Consider the following 20159-nt stretch of genomic DNA (forward strand, 5'->3'; position numbering starts at 1 on the left):
CTTGATGAATTGATTATTACAGAAAGGAGAGCGAGGGACAAATGCTCTTGAATGGCTGTACGGATGAATTGCCTGTTTACTCTTAACATTAATAATGGAAATTGGTAGGATAAGGGATGGGGATTGGATAAGATAGAAACTTATAGAAGGAGCGATGACAAAACATGAAGAAGATCATCCCAAGCATCATTTTTGCATTCATTCTTGCGATCGCATCGTCGCCTGCTTATGCAGCGAACCATCCCATCCAAATTGACGGCGTCGCGGTGGCGTCCGATGTGAAGCCGGAGACGAAAAACAAGCGTACGATGGTGCCTTTGCGCGTGGTCAGTGAGAATTTGGGGGCCAAGGTCGATTGGTCGAATTCGAAAGTGACGCTTACCAAAAGCAGCATGAAAGTGACGCTGCAAACGAACAGCACGGCGGCCATGAAAAATGGTGAAGCGGTGCAGCTGGATGTCAAGCCGTACATCAAGAACAATCGCGTGATGGTTCCGCTCCGTTTTATCGCCGAAACGTTCGGCTGTAAAGTGAATTACAGCAATTCGAAGGTTACCGTCGAAACGGCGCCACTCGTCATTCACAACGTGAAAGTAAAAGCACTGCAGGAAGAATACCACATGACGATGGGCGGCGTCGTACAGCAGTTAAAAGGAAATGCGTATAACGCAGCCATTTATGATGCTTTTGTGCGTAACAAAGGCGCCAAAGTCGATGCCCCCGCCAGTTACTCGTGGATGGTAAACATCGACGTGCCCGGGTCGTATTACAAAAATGCGCAGTACGATTTTCTGGATGAGAAAGGGAGCAGCGTGCAGCGGTTTGATGTCTATTCTCTCCTTCACGCTTTTCCCGATGAGCTGTTGACCGGCTACCCGGAAGTTCTCTTGTATGATGCTACCGAGGATCAATGGTACCTGTTCAGCGGAGCGGCAAGAGACTCCATTCAATCGTTGGTGGATGCGGCCGGAAAGAACGGATTTTTGAAGGTAATCAGCAATACGGTTGCATAAACAGAAGCAAGCATAGGGCCATCCTGCAAAGGGTGGCTTTTTTGCGTGATCATGTTCCTCCGACAATTATTAAGTTGCATGAACGATATTTAATTCCCAAGGGTGTTTCTTACGAAAGTACTGCCTATGTGAAAAAACGGAAGTGTACGCTGCAGGCTGCACCGCTTTAGACTATTTTTGAAAGCGCTTTATTCATTGGCGAAAGGTTCTGACTGCTTAAACAGCATTCAAAGCATGGGCAAAAGTCGAGGTCATCTTGCGCCAACAGGAGGTGGGGAAGTCTCCCGGGACGGGGAGGATGTGTGTACGATACCTAGACAGGAGGTTATTCGATTTGATGCGTAAAAGATGGAAAGCAAAGCTCGCGGTGCTTAGAGCTATTCCCGCTATCGTGCTGGCTGCCGGTACGGTTCCGTTCGGAATGCAGCCGGCCAGCGCAGCCGCGGAGAAATTCCCGACCTTCGTTCAGCACGCTGTCCCCAGCCTCACCTCCGGTACAGCCGATATCGCCGGCACCGCGTTTGTGGATCAGGACGGGGAGTTTCACTGGATGTATTCCGTCTCCAACTATGAGCAGGCGGACAACGGGGGATCCTGGATCAAGTACAACACCAGCACGGACCTGGGCAAGCTGAACACGAATTGGGGCACCCCTGTGACTTATAATTCTTACTGGAACCGGCCGGGGACGATCAATTACAAAATCGACGAAACGAACGGCATTCCGACGCCTTATCAGGATGATCACAACGACGGTATCGGCATTTGGGTCGATCCGGATACCGGTTACTGGTACTCGCTCACCAATGATGAGTATCAATTTAATCCATTTGCTACCGGGAACCCGACGAATAACCAGCGGATCGCCACGGGCGTGCACAACAACCGCGTTCTCTCCATGTACTCGACCGATAAAGGAAAGACATGGAACCTGATCGGACAGGTGGCAACCTCGCCGTGGAACGACAGTGACGAAGCGGTCACCGCGAGCGGTTTTCCGGGGAAGACCTGGTCGTACGGGGTGGCCGGGACGCGCTTCTTCGTCGATAACGTCAACGGTTATTTTTACGTTTTATACAACAACCATATTAATTGGAAAACGGGCTACAGCAATGTCCTCACCTACTTCCACCTCGCCCGCTCGCCAATCAGCGCAAAGATGGCTGAGGGCTCGTGGGACGTATGGTACAACGGCACGTGGACGCGCTCTGCTCTAAAAGGGTATGCCGGATGGATTGGAAGTCCGATGGGGGCAGGCAGCGATCATAACCTCACGGTCAACTATACGCCAGAGACGGATGACCTGAGGCTGACCGGCATCGGGATGGATAACTCTTCGCTCGATATCGGCTATATGAAAGTGCCGAGCAGCGGTGATTTCACCTTCAAAGACCCGGCAGGCAGCACATATACGGCGAATACGGTGAGCGGAACGATCACCGGTCCTGGCGGCAGTGTCCCTTCGGTGACGTACTCCGATCCCGCACTGGATGCAACGGTAACGGTCTATGTCGAGAGCGGCGCGGTATGGATCAAGCAGGAGAACAACGCTACCGGCTATGTGACCTCGGTCAAAGTCAGCGCAGGCAATCCGATCTTTAAAGATACCGTGACGGAACGGCTTTTTGTTCCGGTCAATACGCAGTACGAGAACGCCTTTTCTTATAACGTGTACAGCGGCAAATACCGCTCTGTCGGTTATGACGGCTACGTCTACGAGACCGACGATCTCGGCAAGCCGGACACCTTCAGCCTCGTCGGCAAGCTGCCTGCCACGGTGGGGAGCTATATGTCCCAGATCGATTCCGGAAGCCTGACGAACCAACAAGTCAGCGGCTATTCGTTCCGGGCGATCTCCGACTTGTCCGGCAAGCAGATCAGTTACTCCCTGCCCGAACCCGATGCCGGCCATGCCTACTATTCTTCTTACAATCCGCCGAAGGACAACGATGGAACGGATATCTCCCCGCTGTCCTCATACACGGTCTCTATCGGAGGCAGCGACCTTAAGGACGGCACGGCGAGCCAGTGGCAGTTCGTTCCCGTACCTGACGAATTCGACCCGTCGAAGAACAGCGGCTTCTACCGATTGCAAAATGTGGAGACCGGAAATTATTTGAAGGTATCCGGATCGACGCCGGCGCAGACACGGGCGATGGGCGCTGCAGTCACCACAGGGCTTGCGGATCCGAATGCCGATCCGAACGGCAACGGCGGAAACGGCGCCGCGGCCGGAAGCGATCAGTGGTATCTTCTTCCGGTCGGCAACGCGAAGCCGGCTGACCTATCCCCGGATTCTTCGGCGTCGGATATCGAGGCCGCAACGAATACGAGCTTAACCGGGATCACCAAGTACCGGCTGGTCAACCGGGCCAGCGACCGTGCTGTTGAATACGTGTCGGGTCAAGCGTCCATCCAGGGGATCAAGTTCGATACCTCCAATGCTCAGGTGCTGACTATTACGCCGACGGCTGCAGGATTGGCTGCACCGACTGGGCTGACCGCCAAGGCAGCGGGCCAGTCCCAAATCGACGTCACCTGGAACGATGCTAATGGGGCAGCAAGCTATGATCTGTTCGTGGATGGCGCGCTGATCAGCGGAGTAAGCAGCCCATACAAGCATACGGGGCTTGATGCGAGCTCGACGCATACGTATCAAGTAAGAGCCCGCAGCAGCTCGGGATCGAGCCTGTGGAGCCTGCCGGTCCAAGCCACGACGACGTCGGGGGTCATTTCGGAAGGCAAGACGGCAACAGCAAGCTCATTCCAAACAGGGAACAATATCGAGTACGCGAATGATGGCAAAGCCGGTACGCGCTGGGCGGCCGTCACGAATTCCTACCCGCAGTGGTGGAAAGTCGACCTTGGCGACATCATGCATATCACGAAACTTGAGAGCTACTGGTACAACAGTGCAACCTACCCGAGATACTACCAGTACAAAATTGAAGGCAGCAATGACGATGTCACGTACACGACCCTCCTGGACAGAACGGACAATAAAACGCAGGGCTTGACGACGGATACCCTCGATGCGGCGTTCCGCTATCTCCGCGTAACGGTGACGGGATCCAACTACAGCGGAGGAAGTGCTTCCAGCTACGAATTCAAGGTGTATGGAGAACCCGTTCATGAAGATTCGGTCCCTGCGCCTCCGGCTAACCTGACGGCTAAGGCGGCAGGTGACAGCGCGATTGATTTGAACTGGAACGCGGTAGAGCAGGCGGAAGGGTACAGCGTCTACCGGTCCGATAAGGCCGACGGCGAATTTGTCAAACTTAACGACGAGGTACTGTCTAGTACGACGCATACCGACACCGGCCTGTCGGCTTCGACGGAATATTTCTACATCGTCAAAGCGGTCAACGCAGCCGGGGAATCCGCTCCATCAGATGTGGTGTCTGTGAAGACGGATCAGCCGCACGTAACCGGCATCAACGTAACACCGGAACAAGTAGAGTTAAAGGAAGGCGAAACTGCGCAGCTCACTGCGGTCGTTACACCGGTGGATGCGGGAGATACGACGATCAAGTGGACATCGAGCGACACCGGCATAGCGGAAGTGAGCGACACCGGTAAGGTTACGGCCAAAAGTCCGGGGACTGCGGTAATCACGGCTGCAGCCGCCGGCGGCGAATATACCGCGACCGCCCGCATTACTGTACTGGATACGGCTTCGCCGACCATCGTGCTGGATGAACCGGGGAAATTGACGGGCAATCACTACAATGTGGAAAAGGGAACGCTGCGTGTTACGGGTAAAATCAGCGAGCCCGGCATTGTTCTCGTGAATGGAGTACAGGCCGACGTGAAGGATGACCTGACGTTCAGCGCGGATATCGACCTTCAGCCGGGCATGAACAGGATCGAAGTCACGGCATCGGATCGGGCGGGCAATACGGCCGAGCCTGTCGGTTATAACGTAGTGCCCTCTAAGTAATGATGTGAGGCAGCCGCTTTCGGTCAGCTGCTTCGCATCTCCCTACGCTAAAACTGCATACGATAGTATGATGTTCGTCTCAAAAAATAAAAATCCTGAACCTTGCCGGTTCAGGATTTTTATTCGTGGGACAAGTTGAGCGTTATTTCTTACCCTCCGCTTAGCTTATGAAATGTCAAAATGAATGCCTGTCAGTGCTTCGCCAACGCTCCAAAGACGTTCAGCGGCTTTCGCATCAACGGCGCTTGGATGCACGCCGGCAATGCCGATCTGATCCTCATCAATGAGCGGAGAGACGTCAACGTTTTCACAGTATACGCCTCCCATACCGTCCAGCTGACGGCTGGCTGCACACCATACGATGGTGGCCGCCCCTTCCTGCACGGTCTTCCGCTCACTGTCGTATTCGGTATATTGCCGTTGCCCCTGCTCGTTAATCGCGCCCATGGTCATCAGTTCGTCATCCGACAGATGCCGGGCTAACGAGGTGACAATCGAACCCGGGTGCACCGAAAATGCCCGGACACCATAGGCCTGTGCTCTCCGGTCCAGTTCCACCGCGAACAGGGCATCCGCCGTTTTGGACTGCCCATAGGCAGACCATTTGTCATAGCTGCGCTCCTTGTAGTGGATGTCTTCGAACACTACCGGACTGAACTGGTGAGCACGGGAAGATACCACGACCACGCGCGCACCACCGGCCAGCCGGAGTGCCGGCCACAGCCGCACTGTAAGCTGGAAAGGGCCCAAATAGTTCGTGGAAAAGTGAAGCTCGTTGCCCCGGCTGTCATACTGCTGGGGTACGGCCATAATTCCGGCGCTGTGGATCAGCATATGAATCGGCCGTCCGGAACGGATCAACCGCTCCGCAAACGAATCGATGGACTGCGGATCGGTTAAATCCAGCAGCTCCGCCTCTGCGCCTGGGATGGAGGCAATGGCCGCTTGAGCAGCTGAAAGGGATCGGGCCGGGACAATGACCTTGGCCCCCGCTTTCGCGAGCACTCTTGCCGTTTCCAGACCCAGTCCGGAATGTCCGCCGGTAATGACTGCCGTTTGTCCGGTCAAATCGGCTTGTCCGAGTGCTTCCATGGCTGTAGTGCGGGGTCCAAATCCGGACCCGATCGGTGTTTGGGGAGTTTTCTGCATGTTCAAAGTGATCTTCCTTTCGTTCAACCGTCTTTAATTTCCTGAAAATGATCCAGCTTATACTTGACGAGCATGAGCGTTTCGTTCAATGCGGCCATCTGGGCTTCAATGCGGATCCGGTGCTCGTCAAGCAGCCGATAGCACAGCTCCTCATCCTGGTCGTCATACGCCCGAATGTACTCCTGAATGTTTTTAAGCGGCATCTCGGTATTTTTGAGATGCAGTAGAAAATGAATTTTGCCGATGTCTTCCTGGCTATATAAACGGGACCCACCCGGTCCGCGTTCGGGGGACGGAATCAGTCCAATCTTTTCATAATACCGAAGGGTATCGGGAGTCAAACCGGTTTTTTCAGCTATTTCGGAAATGGAATATTGTCGCGACATGCCTTCTCCTTTCATCTCCTTTGTCGTCCGGACAGCTATAGGATAGCCCTTGGAGTGAACTCCAAGTCAAGCGTCTGTAACTTCCTTTATTTGGATTAACCGAATGTTTGGATTGGCGCGTAAATGACATAAAAATAAAGAAAAGCAGTCCGCCGGTAATGGCGGACTGCTTTTTGGTGTTTGGAGGCGTTTGAATGTCAGCTTTCCTGCGCTTTCTCCTAATCGAGCTATGGTTTTTGTTTTAGAATGGTAATCTAAGTCGTAGAGCGGCCGGGGTCAGACACGAGTTCCCGATGGACCAATCCCCACTGGGCCATGGCATCCAAAACAGGAATAAACGTCCTGCCGTATTCGCTTAGCGAGTACTCGACTTTCGGCGGAACTTCCGGATAGACGGTTCTAATAATGAGGTTATCCTGCTCCAGTTCCCGAAGCTGTTCCGTTAACATTTTACGGGTAATTTGTGAAATCGAACGCTGGAGTTCGTTAAAGCGCTTGGTCCCACCAACCAAACGCCATAGGATCACAGCCTTCCACTTTCCTCCAACCACGGACAATGTTGCCTCTACCGGGCAACCGCCCATATCCATCACATCCAATCCGTCCCATGAAGTTACCAAATGGGTACTATGTCACGCAAAAGTGCGTACTTACAAGGTTATTCTCCATTCAGTATACTTCATTTTGACCGGAATGGTAGCTGTCTTACCGAAAGACGCTGCTCGTGAATGGTTGTTTATTTCGGGTATAAGAAGACTCGTATCCATTATATTTGATCCCTAAGGAGGAACCGTCATGCCGCTTGACCCTCAAGTTCAAGTTGTGTTGGAAAATATGAAGAAACAAGGGGTCCCGCCTCTTCACACGCTATCCGTGGAGAGTGCCAGAACCGTCAACTTAAGCTCCATGGCCGCCCAGCCGGAAGAAGTATGGAATGTCGACAATCGAAAGATCCCGGGTCCGGCCGGTCTCATACCGGTTCGGGTATATCGTCCTCAAAGCAAATACCCGCTCCCTGTTCTCATCTATTATCATGGAGGCGGCTGGGTCGTCGGGAACCTGGATGCAGCAGATGTGTTATGCCGGCAGTTGGCCAATGGGGCAAACGTTATCGTGGTCTCGGTAGATTACCGTTTGGCACCGGAGCATCGGTTTCCCGCTGCCATCGAAGACGCCTATGCGGCTGCTGCCTGGGTTGCGGAGAATGCCGTTTCGCTAGAAGCGGATCCCAACCGGATTGCGGTCGGCGGAGACAGCGCGGGCGGAAATTTGGCCGCTGCCGTAACCTTGATGGCAAGGGACCAAGGGTTGTCCTTCATCAAGTTTCAGCTGTTGTTCAATCCGGCGACCCACTACGCGTTCGATACGGATTCTTACCGTGACAACGCCGAAGGGTACGGCCTGACTACGGACACGATGCGGTGGTTCTGGGGCCAATACCTGGCGGAGGAGCAGGACGGAAGGAACCCCTACGCTTCGCCGTTATTGGCTGCCGATTTCAGCAGCCTTCCGCCTGCTCTCGTAATCACGTCCGAATTTGATCCGCTGCGCGATGACGGGGAGGCTTATGCAGCGAAATTACAAGCCGCCGGCATTCCCGTGGAAGCGAAGCGCTATGACGGCATGGTCCACGGCTTCATGCTTCAGACCGGTGGTTATGACCAAGGAAGACAAGCGGTGCAGCATGCCGTAAGTGCACTGCGGAAGGCTTTGCATGGACAGGAGAGAGGCTGAGAGATAGCAATATAAAGTGTGCGAGAATAAAGCCGAACCGGTAAATGTATATTCAGTTGATCCGTAAAACTTCAATATATCAGCATTGGGGCATCCTTAAGGGATGCCTTAAACTTTTTACTGCATCATGCCTGGCGTATACAGAGGCCCAAATGTTCGGTGACAAGCCATCCAAACTTTATTCCGAATTATGGCTTGACATGACACCAACGGGTGTCTTATTATGAACTCATAAGACACCAGTTGGTGTCCTATCATCGACCAGAATAGGGATGATGGGAATGGATGAACAACATGAAGCGAGGGATGTATATGCCGCGGTTGCCGATCCGACGCGGCGCAAATTGCTTAGATTGCTGGCCGAGGCGGATGAATTGCCTTTACACGAATTAACGATGCATTTCGAGATGGGGCGGACAGCCATTTCCAAACATCTGGCGATCCTCAAAGCCGCCGATCTGGTCAGGCAGCGCAAGGCCGGGCGGGAAACAAGGTATCGATTGAACGCAGAGCCTCTGAGAGAAATTGAAGATTGGGTCACTTTTCACACGGCTTTTTGGAACCAAGGATCGGCTAAGCTGAGTCAATTGTTGAAGGAGGAAGAGGAATGAAACCGGAAGTGAAGCTGGATTTTCAATTCGATAGCCCGATTGAGAAAGTATGGCTTGCATTGACTGATTCCAACATGCTTGCGAAATGGGTGATGGACAACGACTTTAAGCCGGTTGTCGGCCATCACTTTCAATTCCGGGCCAAACCGTCGAAAGTATGGGATGGAGTCGTCGATTCAGAAGTGCTGGTCGTGGAAGAACCTCACCGCCTATCCTACACCTGGGTAACCGCGGGAGTAAGTACAGTCGTTACATGGACGCTCCATTCATCCAATGGTGCAACCCACCTTCATCTTGAGCATACCGGATTTCAAAGCGAGAGCTTGTCGTATAACGGAGCCAGACTCGGTTGGGTCAAGATGGCCGATCAGCTTGAAGTGGTATTGGCTGAGCTGTAATCCAAATGATGTTGTGATCGAATAGGAGGAGATCGAAATGGCCATTTTTACTATCGTTCTTCAATCTTTGCTGATTGTTTACTACCTCTTTTCGGGTACCGCAAAAATGATAGGGGCTAAGTACTGGGCGGACATGTTCGAACACCTTCACCTGCCGCAATGGTTCCTTAAGGTCACGGGGCTGGTTCAACTGGCAGGTGCGGCCGTGCTGATCGCCGGCTACTGGTATACCGGACTGGTCGCATGGGCGGGAGTGTGGCTTGGTGTGACGATGCTGGTGGCAAGCCTGGTGCATATCCGCACGAAAGATCCGATTGGCAAAACGGCGCCGGCTTTGTTCTTTGCCGTACTGAATATTGCCCTGATTCTTGCGAATGCCGGCCAAATGCTCCAGCCTTTTGCATAATCAATCCAGCTGCATCCAGGAATAAAAGGCTCCACATGTTCGCGGTGAACATGTGGAGCTTTTTTGCAATATAAACCCACACCAATGCAACTCCAACCTCCCGATCGCAAAACGGCAGTTGGATAGGCCCATTTCGGAGGCATGTACTTTATTTATAAATGGTGACATACAGCTGTCACCTCTTATTCAATATACTACATTTATCACAAGAAGGAGGTTTTACTATATGTCAGCTGTAGTCTATTTAAATTTTGATGGAGTTGCTGAACAAGCGATTGATTTTTATGTGAAAGCTTTAAACGCAACTGAAGTAAAAAAAGTGAAATTTAAGGATTTCCCGCAGGATCCAAACTATCCGTTGCCGGAAAATGAACTAAACATGGTCATGGAGTCTTCAATAGCATTTGCAGGCGGGAAAATCATGATGTCGGATATTTTGCCTTCAATGAAGAATGTAATGGGCGAGTTGGTTAAAGGCAACAATATACTGATTAGTATCGTTAATGAGGATCAACAGACGTTGGAAAATTACTTTTCTAATTTGTCCGAGGGCGGTTATGTCATCATGCCGTTATCCAATACGCCGTGGTCTTCGTGCTTCGGAATGCTGGTCGATAAGTTCGGAGTTTGCTGGAAATTTAATAGCGACGCAGATCAGTTTCTTGATAACGTAATCTCCAAGAAACAGTAACTCATGCTGAGAGAAGTAGATCGCTTAATTCCGGTCATATCGAGAGAAGCATTAAGGGCTTGGCTGCAGGAAAATAGCAAGACTGAAAAATCTTGTTGGGTCTTGGTTCGTATGACGCCCCAATCGGATACGCTCTTATATTTGGACGCGGTCGAGGAGGCTTTGTGCTTTGGATGGATCGATGGAGTCAAGAAGAAAATATCTGAGACGGAGCTGGCTCAGAGACTGTCCCCTCGAAGCAAAAAAAGCTCATGGACTGAATTGAATAAAGAGCGTGTCCGCCGCCTCGAAAGGTTGGGCTTGATGACAGACGAAGGGAGAAAGGTCCTTCCTGATATGAATTACGATTCTTTTCGAATCGATCCGGTTATAGAGCAAAGGTTACAAGAGGACAAGCAAGTGTATGAGAATTTCATGGCTTTTCCAGATCTTTATACTAGTCCGGATCGACACGATCCAAAGCTATAAGAATCAGCCCGAATTATTTCAGAGCAGATTGGACAAATTCATAACAAATACGCGTGAAAACAAAATGTACGGTCAATGGAACGATAATGGCCGTCTACTAGATTATTAGGTCATCCAATCTGGATGCTCCAGACTGTCGACAAAGTGTCGGCAGTTTTTTCTATCGAGAATTTGGTCAATTCTGCCGTTTACTTTGATACTGAATGGTTTCCGCCGTCAATCCTTTGATTCCGTGCAGTCCCGATCAGCATCGGAATGGAGATCAGAAGACTGAATACAACCGGAACAATAGAGGTCTCAAGTCCAAAGTTGCCCCCTGTGAGAAGTGCGGCACCGTGCACCTTTACAGTAAATAGACCGGTAGCAGGGTGTCCAGAGACAGGAATGCCAAGCAGGCCTTCAATGGCATTCCAAGCAAAATGCAGTCCTATGGCAAACCACAAGTTCCGCCGCCACAAGAAGGCGGATCCAAGGAGAACACCTGCTTCGAGGGCTATGGCGAACCCACTCCATAATGTCGCCCCTGGATTTCCAAGATGGGCAACTCCAAAGAATAGAGAAGTTACTGCGAGTGCGAGCGGTTTTCCCCCCAATTTATCAATGGCTTGAAGCATAAGTCCGCGAAAGATAAGTTCCTCGACAATGGCTCCTGCTAACGCTGATTCAATGGAGGCTATTAGAACGGAACTCGTATCCGCAGAACTTGCCCACTGAAAGGAGTAACCTCCCAGAGCAATAATCATAAAAGCGGACCCTGCGATAAAGATGGTCCCGGTTAGCATGCCTAGGACACTTTCGATCCCTGCGCGCTTTCTTGATATCTCTGGTGTGGGCCGCCCGGCCAGGTATGTCAGCGTGAGCTTATAAACCAAGAGGGCCAGAAATCCCATCACCAGTGTGAAAATAAGAGAGACGATCCCCTCTCCTTGCTCTGTCAGTTGCTGGAATATCATATTTATGAGAACAATACCAATAGCCCCCGCAATCATCCAGACGATTGGAAAACGCCAAAATGACACTTTGTTCTTCATGTCTTACATCGCCACCTCTGTTGTTTGATGCTATGAGTATAGGCTGAAAAAGTCATAAAGAGACAGTGCCGTTTGGTCATCATTTAACGATCCATCATTCCCGAATCCCGGGCTTTACGAGCGGCCTCCCGGCGTCCTTTCACATTAAGCTTTGAATAAATCGTTGAGATATAATTTTTGACCGTCCCTTCGCTAAGAAACAATGCCTCGGCAATTTCTTGATTACGCAGGCCGGCAGCCAGCTTATGCAGCACTTCGATTTCACGGGCAGTGAGCCCGAATTCATTATGTTTCGCAGGGGTGGTACTGTTCATGTTCTTGATCATTTTACTCGCCATTTCCTGCGAAATTAAAGTCCCTCCCGCCTGAACCACCCGTATACCTGCAGCCAGATCTTTTGGATGAATGGCTTTGAGCAGATAACCTTCCGCTCCGTGGCTTAACGCCGCTAACACATATTCTACTTCTTTATAGGAGGTCAGCATGATGATTTTGGTTGCAGGCATTCGCTCTTTAATCAGGGCCGTTGCGGCGACGCCGTCCATGACCGGCATGTTGACATCCATCAGCATCATATCCGGCATCAACTGCTCACAGCCCTTAATGGCTTCTTCCCCATTCCTGGCTAAACCGACAATTTCCAAATCCGGTTCCATGGACAGCACGATTTGTAAGCTCTCGAGAATTAACTCTTGGTCATCAGCAAGCAGCACTTTAATCTTCTCCATGCGGCATGACTCCTTTCAGCGGGATTTCGCATCTGACTTCGGTGATCACAGGAGTACCCTCCCCAGATGCTATCTGTAAGCTGCCTCCCAACCGCTCAACCCGATGCTTCATCGTGGTCAAGCCGAAGCCATAATCTAGCTTGTCGATCGGCGTGCCGTTATTTCGAGCGGACAATTGCAGATGGTTCTCAGAAAAAGAAAGCTCCAGATGCAGTTGGGTGGCCTTTCCGTGTTTTAGTGCATTCGTAAAGGATTCCTGGATGACCCGAAGAACCGCTTGCCGTACTTCGAAACGTATGGACCGCTCTGTCCCCGGCAGACTCAGGGTCAGAGCCGTACCCGTATGCTCCCGGAAACGGGCTGCGAGGGATTCAACCTGCCGGATCAGACTGGATTCCTCTTCTTCGCCCATTTCGTGCACGACGTTCCTCATTTCCTCCAGATTGTTCTCAGCCAATGCTCTTAAGCGAATTAACCGGTCTTTGGCCTCGGCGGGCTTGCTATCCATCAGGGCAATAGAAGCATCGAGGCTGAGGATGAGTGAGATAAAGGAATGCCCTAGTGTATCATGAAGCTCCTTCGACATGCGGTTGCGTTCTTCAAGCAAAGTCATTTTCTCGACCTCGGCCGAGTAGTGAGTTAAGAGCTTATTTTGATGCTCCACTTCGGCTGCCAGTTTATTCTTCTGATCATATGCACTGGCTACGGAGCTTGCCCACATGCCGATGAAGCAGAACAGCAGATTATCTGTTCCGATACCCAGGGTTTGCTCCCAAGATAATTTTAGGGAGGACTGAAAGGAGAAAGGAATGAAAACAAGTAAGGGAATGATCCAAAGGGTTCGCTTGGTTAATAAGTACCCGATAGTAAGACTTGGCAGCAAATAGTCCGCTTTTGAAGTCAGGTCCGGATGAATGACAGAATTCACATAATAAGAACCGCCGAGCAATAGCTCCAATATGCAAAACCAGACTTTGTTCATCCGGCGCCCGGGAAACCAGAACAGCAAAGGGGCAACAAGGGCCATGCTCAGCCAGATCACGTTTAGTAACGTCCGGTTCGAAAACTCGCTTACTGCCAGAACCCGGGACAACAGCAAAATATAATGGTATAAACGAAGAGCGAATATACCCCAATCCATGAAAGATAATATTTTTTTCATAGCATCATCATACAGGAAATCTAAAAAAACTTGCATGAAAATTACAAGGAAGTTGACCAAAAACAGCAATAGAACCATGTTCTGCCGAACTTCTATATAGCAAAAGGAGCAGTAGAGAAACTGCTCCTAAGATTGATTTCATTATGATATCAAATGAGGTTGTGATAAATTTCCGTCTCCAGCTTGGACTCGTCCTCGTTCCAGTGGCCATAAACCTCAATCAGGGGAAGCTCTTTGTGTTCTCCTGCGGCTTGGACAAGCGCATCAATACGCCGGTACGTTGCGTCCAATTCGCTGTAAGGCCCGATGTGCTTGCCATAGGCGTATTTTTCGAGTACGACGTCCTTCTTCTTCAAGACGGAATTTTCCTCAGGCGGGGACACCAGCTCGATTCCCGCAAACACCATATTTCCCTGCTCATAGACGACGTGATTGATCCCCCTGTGAGCGAGTTCTTTGCTGCGTACTTCATGCCAGACCTGGTCAAACAATTCGAAAATCGTCTCACTGTACGGCTTGCCCGGATCATGAGCTTTGGAACATCCGAACAAGGTAAACGCCTTTCTTTCCGACTTGATCACAGGCTCCACCATTGGCTCCATCATCGGCCTCCTCTTTCCGCTATTCGCAGAATCATGTTTGATCGATGACTACTTCGGTTCGGCCGGTCACAATTCCTACTGCAAATTTACGACATTTTGGACCGGTAGGTGAGAATCACCGCGCCGGCGCTTGTCGATTGCACGCTGGCCAAATCGAGCGAGAACGGACGGCCCCCCTCCAGGAAGAGACGCTCTCCGGAGCCGAGCACGACCGGGTGAACCCAAATCCGGTATTCGTCAACGAGATGATGCTCCATTAAGGTCTGGGTCAAACGCCGGCTCCCGACGACCAGCAGGTCTCCGGTCAATTGCTTTTTCAGCTTGGCGACCTCATCGGCGACATCTCCGTGAATCAAAGCTGCATTCCAGGCTGCATGCGTCAGAGTGGAGGAAACAACGTACTTCGGCATGGCGTTCATCCGGTCCGCCAGCCCGCGCATACCGGCCGCTGACGGCCAGGCCGCCGCGAATCCCTCGTACGTTTTTCTCCCCAGCAGAAGTGCCTCAGCCTCGTTCGCCTGCTGAACGATGTAAGTGAGATGGTCCTCGCAAACATAAGGCTTCTGCCAACCGCCATGCTCGAATTCACCCGGGTCGCCCGGGGCCTGCATGACGCCGTCCAAAGTCACAAACTGCTGTACGATCACTTTTCCCATATTCTATGTTCCTCGCATTCGTATTGTATTTGCCCGGATCTACCGGCTTATACAATAGCGACGAACAGGATGATCCATCATCGACATGCCGGGCAAAAAGAAATCCAGCACAATCGAAACGCCATTCTACCAGTCCACAGCAATGCGGGTGATATCCTCCTGAGGAAGATCGGAGCCGAGCAGGACTTCCACCAGCTCCAGAGGAGTAATGGCCTTGATGCCATGCTTGGCGCCGGCCGGAATTTTCAGCACGTCGCCGGCGTTCAGGCGGTACCGCTGCTCCTCCAAGATCACTTCCGCGCTGCCCGTCACCACGGTCAACAATTCTTGCCGGCGGTGATGAATGTGATAGCTTGTAGACTTGCCGGCGGCAAGTCGCACCTGCTTGATCATCGTCTCCACGCCGGATGTATCTTTCCCGTAACTCAGGACCCGGCAGGAGCCCCACCGTTTCTCTTCGTACATCGGGATTTGAGGCGCCAGGGCAAGCCGTTCCTTGATCCGATGCGCATGCTCCTTGCTTGCGATCAGGATGCCGTCGGTGCTGGCCGCGGCAATGATCCCAGAGACACCAATCATTTCAATGGGGTAGGGGAGCTCGTTGATGAGATGGGTATCCGCGGAATCATCCGATATGTGCCCGAGTCCGATCGCTCGATCCTTCATATGGCCGGTAAGCGCCATCCAGCTGCCCAGATCGGTCCAGTGCCCCACGTACTCCATGGCAACGACAGGGACAGTCGTTTCGACGACTTCCCGATCGAAGCTGGCTTCGGGGAGCTGTTCGTAATTTGTCAGCCATTCCGCGATCCGGACAGGGTGGCCCTTGTCCTTCAAATAGGTCAGCATGAACCTCAAGGGAAAGGCGAAGACGCCGCAGTTCCACATCGCCTGATGCGCCATGAGGCGGCGGGCCGTGCGTATATTTGGCTTTTCGATAAACCGCCGGACAAAAGCATACTCTCCGTCCGCCTTGGGCAGAGCCGGGACGATATAGCCGAACTGATCCGAAGGCTGCATCGGCTTTGTGCCGAGGAGAGCAAGATCCGCCCTGGAGCGTCCCAGGACGTCGGGAAACCGGTGCAGCAGCCGGAAGAATGCGGTGTCGACGTACGTGTCCGCCGGAAGGATGCAAATGGTTTCGTCCGGATCGGCCTGCAGCTTTTCATGAAGATAACTGGCGGCCAATGCGACGGCCGTGAACGTGCCTCTTTTAAAAGGCTCGCTGATAATCGGGATATTGTTGCCGACATAGCGGCGCGTAATCTCTGCTTGACTGTGATGAGTGACGATACAGGTGGATTGGAGCAGCCCCGCCTCGTCCAGTTGTCTGCAGATCCGTTCGATCATCGACTCCTTGACCCCGTCTTCAGTGGTCAGCAGCCTTAAGAATACCTTGGAGCGTATATCGTTGGATAAAGGCCACAGCCTTTTTCCCGATCCCCCGCACAACAGTACAATACGCATGTTTCTCATCCTCCTTCCTTCGAAAACCATCACCCTTCATCTTTATCTCTTGGAACGCATCGTCTCTTCAATCGCCTGCTTCATGAGCTTTCCGGCCTGGTCCCACGACAGCTGGAGCATATCTTTTCGGCCCTGGCTTCCTTTCTGTCTACAAAGCCGGGGATTTTCGTACGCTTGCCTCATCAGCCTTTTGAGGCTGCTTAAATCCGGCTCGGCCCATCGCTGCCCCTTCTGCGCAAACAGGTTACTGAACCTTCTGGAAATGGCGCGGTTCATGCTGCTCGCCGGGCTCTTAAGGCGATAGGGGACCAGGAAGGAGTTGCGGGGCGTCAGGAAATCCATCTGCCCGCCCCAGCCGGTGGCGATGACCGGTATGCCGCTTGCCAGCGCTTCTAAATAAGGCAGCCCGACACCCTCGCCGCGTGTAGGGAGGACGAAGGCATCGCCGAGCGCATACAGGCCTTTAAGCTGGCTTTCACTCATATGGCGGCCGATGATGACGACAGGGGCCGTATCCTTCTGAATGCCCAGCCTCTTTTTGTACCGCATGACCTGCTGCTTAATCCACGCCTCCGTCTCATTGGCCGCATATCCGTTCGTTTTGATGACCAGGATGACGTTATCTTTGGAAGAGAACTCTTCCCAATACGCCCGCAGCAGTCCCTCCGGATTTTTACGGTGCTGAAAGCCGAAGACGGATACGAACGTAAACTTCCCGGCGGCTGCGGGCAACGATAGCTTCGGATGGTTCGGATGAAACTCCCGGGCGTCCACCCCATGGGGAACGACGAAAATCGGGACGGTGACGCCGCAGTTCCTGAGAACTTGCCGATTATGCTGGGTCGGCACGCACACAGCATCGAATTTATTCATATGGGGCAGCCAGCTTCTGGGGAGCCTGCTTGTTTCCCAAACCGTGTTCAACAGGATGAAGTCATACGTACTGCGCTCTTTTCTCCACTGCATGCGGCTGGGAAGATGGTGGTATATGAGAATCTTTTTGACTTGGGCGGCGTTTGGCTTGCGGTGGTCTTGCGGGCTTAACCGGACGGCGACCCCTTGCCGCTTCAAGGATTTGGCATAGGCTCTGCTGGCACGGCCAAGACCGCTGGCTTTGTGGACGGGGCCCTTCCAGACAACGACATAGGGCTTCATTTCGGTCTCACCTTGGAAGATTTCGAATACCCTTTTCGTTCATGAAAAGAAACAGACCGGTATTTTTGCTGCAGGGACGACATCTTGGAAGGCGAGATTTGGGAAAAGCTCGTATGCAGGCTTTTGTTGTTGGCCTGTTTCAGCACCATCCTGCCGGGCTCCGACGAATACAGGAAGTTGCCGTACGTTTCAAACTCGGAAAAAGCAAACTGCTTCGATTTGTTCATGCTTCTCATAATGGCGGAGTACCAGCTGGTATGATGTTTGGCCTCGATCGCCTGCTTTAATTGTTTGACTTTGGCCTTCTCGAACAGCATGTAATGCGTAACGAAGGAGCGCTTGGAAGCGCGGCTTTTGCCCATCAGCTTCTTGTACGTGTTGAAATATTCGGGCTGGCTCCAGTTCCGGCAGTAAAACACGGTCTTGTCGCCCGTCTTGAACGTATGGGGGCGAATGAGCACGGTGTCGGCGTCGATCACCAAATAGTATTTGGATGAGCATACCTTATCGCCGCCCAGCTTCAGAAGCTGCTGGTACAACCAACCGGACCGGTCCCACGTCTTGGACTGGTAGTGTATGTCCTTTTTCGTAATGGGCAGAACCGTGTCTTCGTTCACGAATCGGCAGCCCTTTTTCGTACACAAATCCACAATCCGCTGCTTCCGGGGGGCCACGATGATAATTTCGTGGATAGGGTGCTGTACATATTTTCTGACGGCATCAATGACATAGGGGAGGGTTGCCAAATCCTTCTCAATCGCCGGAATAAACACATCAATGGGGGTTGTCATCTGCTCATCTCCAAATATCAAATGTATGAGTATCATATGCCGGAAGAGAGAAAGGGAATGGGCATAGAGAGATTGTAAAACGCACAATAATCAAGGGATTTGCCGCTTTGGAGCAAACGTTGGGGTTCGCAGACACGGCTATGAAAATGATTTTTATAGATCAAAAGCAGAGGATACGAGAAGACCGAAGGGCGCCTTGGGCATGCCGATCGCAGGAGAAGACAGAGGGAACTTGGACGCTTCAGAAAGGAATCGGCATCATGAAAAATGAAAGTTTTTTATCTTATAATAAATTGGTGATAATTTTTTACCAAAATCGCACGTCCGCCTAACATTCCGTTGACACTCCGTCCCTATAGTGAAGAGGTAAGCGAAACATCCGGATACCAATCACGCTTCACTAATTCTGAATGAACGATGGGGAGGCCATAGGATATGAGGTCAAAAAGGAACGGAAACGCGAGGAGCATTCTGATGGTAAATGCGAACGAAAGTACGGGGATCGGGCGGGAACCATACGCGCTCACAGGAAAACGGACCGCCTGGTCCTGGCCAGGCAAAGCGGCGGCGCTCATCTTGGGCACAGCCCTGCTGCTGACCGCATGCGGGCAGGGAGAAGGCGGCACGGCGGGCGGTTCAGACGCATCGGCCAAGCCGGCGGGAACGGTGCAGAGCGCGGATACCGCAGAGGCGTCCGGCAGCGAAACGCCGGAGGCGTTGTACGAGCTGGCCAAGAAGGAAGGCAAGGTTATCGTCTACTCCACTTCGGGGCGTGCCAACGACGCTGCGGAGACGTTCATGAAGCAGTATCCCGGCATCAAAGTCGAGGTAAGCAAAGTCAAGTCCGATGAGATGATGGACAAGGTGACGAAGGAGCAGGATGCCGGGCAGTTCAATCCGGACGTGATCATCACGAAGGAAGTGAGCGGGGCCGTCGAAGAAGAGATGGTGAAGCCGGGACGGTACGTCAAGTACCTTCCGGGGGATCTGGCGGAGAAGGTGGATGAGCCGTACCGCACACAGGCCGAAGGGTATGCCAACTACCTGGAGTTCCGCACGATTTTCTATAATACCGAGCATTATAAGTCCGCGCCGGTGACGAACTGGTGGGACCTGACTACCCCGGAATTCAAAGGCAAGGTCTATACGGCCGATCCGCTCAGCTCGCCGGCATTCATGGACCTGTTTACGACGATGGTCATCCATAGCGACGATATGGCGGCGGCGTACAAGGAGAAGTTCGGCAAGGACATCGAGCTGCACGGCACGGAGAACGCGGGGTACGAGTTCATTCAGCAGCTGTTCGACAACGGGCTGGTCGTGTTAAAAGGAAGCGACGACGTGCTGGATGCGATCGGCAAGGCGAACAGCGACGCGGTCGGGCTGGCGGTATCCGGCGACGTGTCCAAGGTCGAGGAGAAAGGCTGGAGCATCCTGCCGATCTATGACATCAAGCCGAAGACGTCGGTACCCGATTCGGGCTACCTCTTCCTCGCGAACAAAGCGCCCCATCCGGCGGGGGCCAAGCTGTTCATCCGCTGGATGATGGGCGAGAAGGACGGCCAGGGCGAAGGCATGGCGCCGTTCAATGAAGTGGGCTCCTGGGTGCCGCGCTCCGACGTCAAGACCAAAAACGAGGTGGCCTTCGAGGATTTGAACCTGTGGGTGTTTGACGGGGAGAAGCTGTACTTCGAGGCGCCGAAGGTCCGCGATTTCTGGATCAAGCAGAAATGACGGAACGAAAGACCGAAAGACACAAACAGGAGGGAAA

The 20159-nt window shown here is 52.3% G+C and carries 19 protein-coding genes and 1 pseudogene; 9 read left to right on the plus strand and 11 right to left on the minus strand.

Going from position 1 to position 20159, the window contains the following annotated elements; all coding sequences use genetic code 11:
* The first annotated feature begins 164 nt into the window (after positions 1-164).
* Positions 165-1013 carry a stalk domain-containing protein gene (locus tag IAE55_RS12745; protein WP_145948423.1) on the plus strand — a complete coding sequence of 283 codons (849 nt, stop codon included), beginning with the start codon at positions 165-167 and terminating at the stop codon, positions 1011-1013.
* A gap of 337 nt (positions 1014-1350) precedes the next feature.
* Positions 1351-4953 (plus strand): discoidin domain-containing protein, encoded by a 3603-nt coding sequence (locus IAE55_RS12750; RefSeq protein ID WP_200632657.1) that lies wholly within the window; start codon positions 1351-1353, stop codon positions 4951-4953.
* A gap of 165 nt (positions 4954-5118) precedes the next feature.
* Here the strand turns inward: IAE55_RS12750 and IAE55_RS12755 are convergent, their stop codons facing one another.
* The 3 genes from IAE55_RS12755 to IAE55_RS12765 form a co-directional block, all read right to left on the minus strand.
* Complete coding sequence (locus IAE55_RS12755; protein WP_200632950.1) at positions 5119-6102, minus strand: SDR family NAD(P)-dependent oxidoreductase; 984 nt, start codon at positions 6100-6102, stop codon at positions 5119-5121.
* A gap of 23 nt (positions 6103-6125) precedes the next feature.
* Entirely contained in the window at positions 6126-6488 is a 363-nt protein-coding gene (locus IAE55_RS12760) for a MerR family transcriptional regulator (protein WP_145164770.1), read from the minus strand.
* Between the two features lie 254 nt (positions 6489-6742).
* Entirely contained in the window at positions 6743-7078 is a 336-nt protein-coding gene (locus tag IAE55_RS12765; RefSeq protein ID WP_105444226.1) for a winged helix-turn-helix transcriptional regulator, read from the minus strand.
* 205 nt (positions 7079-7283) lie between these two features.
* Here IAE55_RS12765 and IAE55_RS12770 point away from each other — a divergent pair, with 205 nt between their 5' ends.
* The 6 genes and pseudogenes from IAE55_RS12770 (at position 7284) to IAE55_RS12795 (ending at position 10905) form a co-directional block, all read left to right on the plus strand.
* Entirely contained in the window at positions 7284-8222 is a 939-nt protein-coding gene (locus tag IAE55_RS12770; protein WP_200632659.1) for an alpha/beta hydrolase, read from the plus strand.
* Between the two features lie 281 nt (positions 8223-8503).
* Positions 8504-8833, plus strand: coding sequence for an ArsR/SmtB family transcription factor (locus IAE55_RS12775; protein WP_200632667.1), 330 nt, complete (start codon positions 8504-8506; stop codon positions 8831-8833).
* The gene (locus IAE55_RS12780) at positions 8830-9231 is read left to right on the plus strand and encodes an SRPBCC family protein (protein WP_200632669.1); all 402 of its coding nucleotides are present in this window, start codon (positions 8830-8832) and stop codon (positions 9229-9231) included. The genes IAE55_RS12775 and IAE55_RS12780 overlap by 4 nt, the downstream gene beginning before the upstream one ends.
* A 37-nt stretch (positions 9232-9268) precedes the next feature.
* Complete coding sequence (locus IAE55_RS12785) at positions 9269-9637, plus strand: DoxX family protein (RefSeq protein ID WP_200632671.1); 369 nt, start codon at positions 9269-9271, stop codon at positions 9635-9637.
* Positions 9638-9863: 226 nt separating this feature from the next.
* The gene (locus IAE55_RS12790; protein ID WP_200632673.1) at positions 9864-10328 is read left to right on the plus strand and encodes a VOC family protein; all 465 of its coding nucleotides are present in this window, start codon (positions 9864-9866) and stop codon (positions 10326-10328) included.
* Positions 10329-10331: 3 nt separating this feature from the next.
* Positions 10332-10905 (plus strand): annotated as a pseudogene (locus IAE55_RS12795) (YdeI/OmpD-associated family protein).
* 79 nt (positions 10906-10984) lie between these two features.
* On the opposite strand, the gene IAE55_RS12800 reads toward IAE55_RS12795, so the two are convergent.
* The 8 genes from IAE55_RS12800 to IAE55_RS12835 form a co-directional block, all read right to left on the minus strand.
* Positions 10985-11827 (minus strand): CPBP family intramembrane glutamic endopeptidase, encoded by an 843-nt coding sequence (locus IAE55_RS12800; protein WP_105444233.1) that lies wholly within the window; start codon positions 11825-11827, stop codon positions 10985-10987.
* 83 nt (positions 11828-11910) lie between these two features.
* Positions 11911-12555 carry a response regulator gene (locus IAE55_RS12805; protein WP_200632676.1) on the minus strand — a complete coding sequence of 215 codons (645 nt, stop codon included), beginning with the start codon at positions 12553-12555 and terminating at the stop codon, positions 11911-11913.
* Complete coding sequence (locus tag IAE55_RS12810; protein WP_234489503.1) at positions 12542-13795, minus strand: sensor histidine kinase; 1254 nt, start codon at positions 13793-13795, stop codon at positions 12542-12544. Before IAE55_RS12810 ends, IAE55_RS12805 begins: the two co-directional genes overlap by 14 nt.
* A 71-nt stretch (positions 13796-13866) precedes the next feature.
* Positions 13867-14322: a GyrI-like domain-containing protein gene (locus tag IAE55_RS12815; protein ID WP_145164752.1), complete on the minus strand. Its 456-nt coding sequence runs from the start codon at positions 14320-14322 to the stop codon at positions 13867-13869.
* Positions 14323-14405: 83 nt separating this feature from the next.
* A complete protein-coding gene (locus tag IAE55_RS12820; RefSeq protein ID WP_200632678.1) occupies positions 14406-14975 on the minus strand; it encodes a dihydrofolate reductase family protein in 570 nt (189 codons plus the stop codon).
* 126 nt (positions 14976-15101) lie between these two features.
* Entirely contained in the window at positions 15102-16442 is a 1341-nt protein-coding gene (locus IAE55_RS12825; RefSeq protein ID WP_200632680.1) for a sugar phosphate nucleotidyltransferase, read from the minus strand.
* 42 nt (positions 16443-16484) lie between these two features.
* Positions 16485-17597 carry a glycosyltransferase family 4 protein gene (locus IAE55_RS12830; protein ID WP_145164746.1) on the minus strand — a complete coding sequence of 371 codons (1113 nt, stop codon included), beginning with the start codon at positions 17595-17597 and terminating at the stop codon, positions 16485-16487.
* Positions 17594-18388 carry a DUF6492 family protein gene (locus tag IAE55_RS12835; protein ID WP_145164744.1) on the minus strand — a complete coding sequence of 265 codons (795 nt, stop codon included), beginning with the start codon at positions 18386-18388 and terminating at the stop codon, positions 17594-17596. The genes IAE55_RS12830 and IAE55_RS12835 overlap by 4 nt, the downstream gene beginning before the upstream one ends.
* Positions 18389-18823: 435 nt before the next feature.
* Here IAE55_RS12835 and IAE55_RS12840 point away from each other — a divergent pair, with 435 nt between their 5' ends.
* Entirely contained in the window at positions 18824-20122 is a 1299-nt protein-coding gene (locus IAE55_RS12840; RefSeq protein WP_234489504.1) for an ABC transporter substrate-binding protein, read from the plus strand.
* The last annotated feature ends 37 nt before the right edge of the window (positions 20123-20159 follow it).

Source organism: Paenibacillus sp. S28 (assembly GCF_016624415.1).
Taxonomy (GTDB): Bacteria; Bacillota; Bacilli; order Paenibacillales; family Paenibacillaceae; genus Paenibacillus_AQ; species Paenibacillus_AQ favisporus.

Excerpts from the sequence above, each read along its gene's own strand:
- IAE55_RS12745 (WP_145948423.1), top strand. The coding sequence starts at position 165 with ATGAAGAAGATCATCCCAAGCATCATTTTTGCATTCATTCTTGCGATC.
- IAE55_RS12750 (WP_200632657.1), top strand. The coding sequence starts at position 1,351 with ATGCGTAAAAGATGGAAAGCAAAGCTCGCGGTGCTTAGAGCTATTCCC.
- IAE55_RS12755 (WP_200632950.1), bottom strand. The coding sequence starts at position 6,102 with ATGCAGAAAACTCCCCAAACACCGATCGGGTCCGGATTTGGACCCCGC.
- IAE55_RS12760 (WP_145164770.1), bottom strand. The coding sequence starts at position 6,488 with ATGTCGCGACAATATTCCATTTCCGAAATAGCTGAAAAAACCGGTTTG.
- IAE55_RS12765 (WP_105444226.1), bottom strand. The coding sequence starts at position 7,078 with ATGGATATGGGCGGTTGCCCGGTAGAGGCAACATTGTCCGTGGTTGGA.
- IAE55_RS12770 (WP_200632659.1), top strand. The coding sequence starts at position 7,284 with ATGCCGCTTGACCCTCAAGTTCAAGTTGTGTTGGAAAATATGAAGAAA.
- IAE55_RS12775 (WP_200632667.1), top strand. The coding sequence starts at position 8,504 with ATGGATGAACAACATGAAGCGAGGGATGTATATGCCGCGGTTGCCGAT.
- IAE55_RS12780 (WP_200632669.1), top strand. The coding sequence starts at position 8,830 with ATGAAACCGGAAGTGAAGCTGGATTTTCAATTCGATAGCCCGATTGAG.
- IAE55_RS12785 (WP_200632671.1), top strand. The coding sequence starts at position 9,269 with ATGGCCATTTTTACTATCGTTCTTCAATCTTTGCTGATTGTTTACTAC.
- IAE55_RS12790 (WP_200632673.1), top strand. The coding sequence starts at position 9,864 with ATGTCAGCTGTAGTCTATTTAAATTTTGATGGAGTTGCTGAACAAGCG.
- IAE55_RS12800 (WP_105444233.1), bottom strand. The coding sequence starts at position 11,827 with ATGAAGAACAAAGTGTCATTTTGGCGTTTTCCAATCGTCTGGATGATT.
- IAE55_RS12805 (WP_200632676.1), bottom strand. The coding sequence starts at position 12,555 with ATGGAGAAGATTAAAGTGCTGCTTGCTGATGACCAAGAGTTAATTCTC.
- IAE55_RS12810 (WP_234489503.1), bottom strand. The coding sequence starts at position 13,795 with ATGGTTCTATTGCTGTTTTTGGTCAACTTCCTTGTAATTTTCATGCAA.
- IAE55_RS12815 (WP_145164752.1), bottom strand. The coding sequence starts at position 14,322 with ATGATGGAGCCAATGGTGGAGCCTGTGATCAAGTCGGAAAGAAAGGCG.
- IAE55_RS12820 (WP_200632678.1), bottom strand. The coding sequence starts at position 14,975 with ATGGGAAAAGTGATCGTACAGCAGTTTGTGACTTTGGACGGCGTCATG.
- IAE55_RS12825 (WP_200632680.1), bottom strand. The coding sequence starts at position 16,442 with ATGCGTATTGTACTGTTGTGCGGGGGATCGGGAAAAAGGCTGTGGCCT.
- IAE55_RS12830 (WP_145164746.1), bottom strand. The coding sequence starts at position 17,597 with ATGAAGCCCTATGTCGTTGTCTGGAAGGGCCCCGTCCACAAAGCCAGC.
- IAE55_RS12835 (WP_145164744.1), bottom strand. The coding sequence starts at position 18,388 with ATGACAACCCCCATTGATGTGTTTATTCCGGCGATTGAGAAGGATTTG.
- IAE55_RS12840 (WP_234489504.1), top strand. The coding sequence starts at position 18,824 with ATGAGGTCAAAAAGGAACGGAAACGCGAGGAGCATTCTGATGGTAAAT.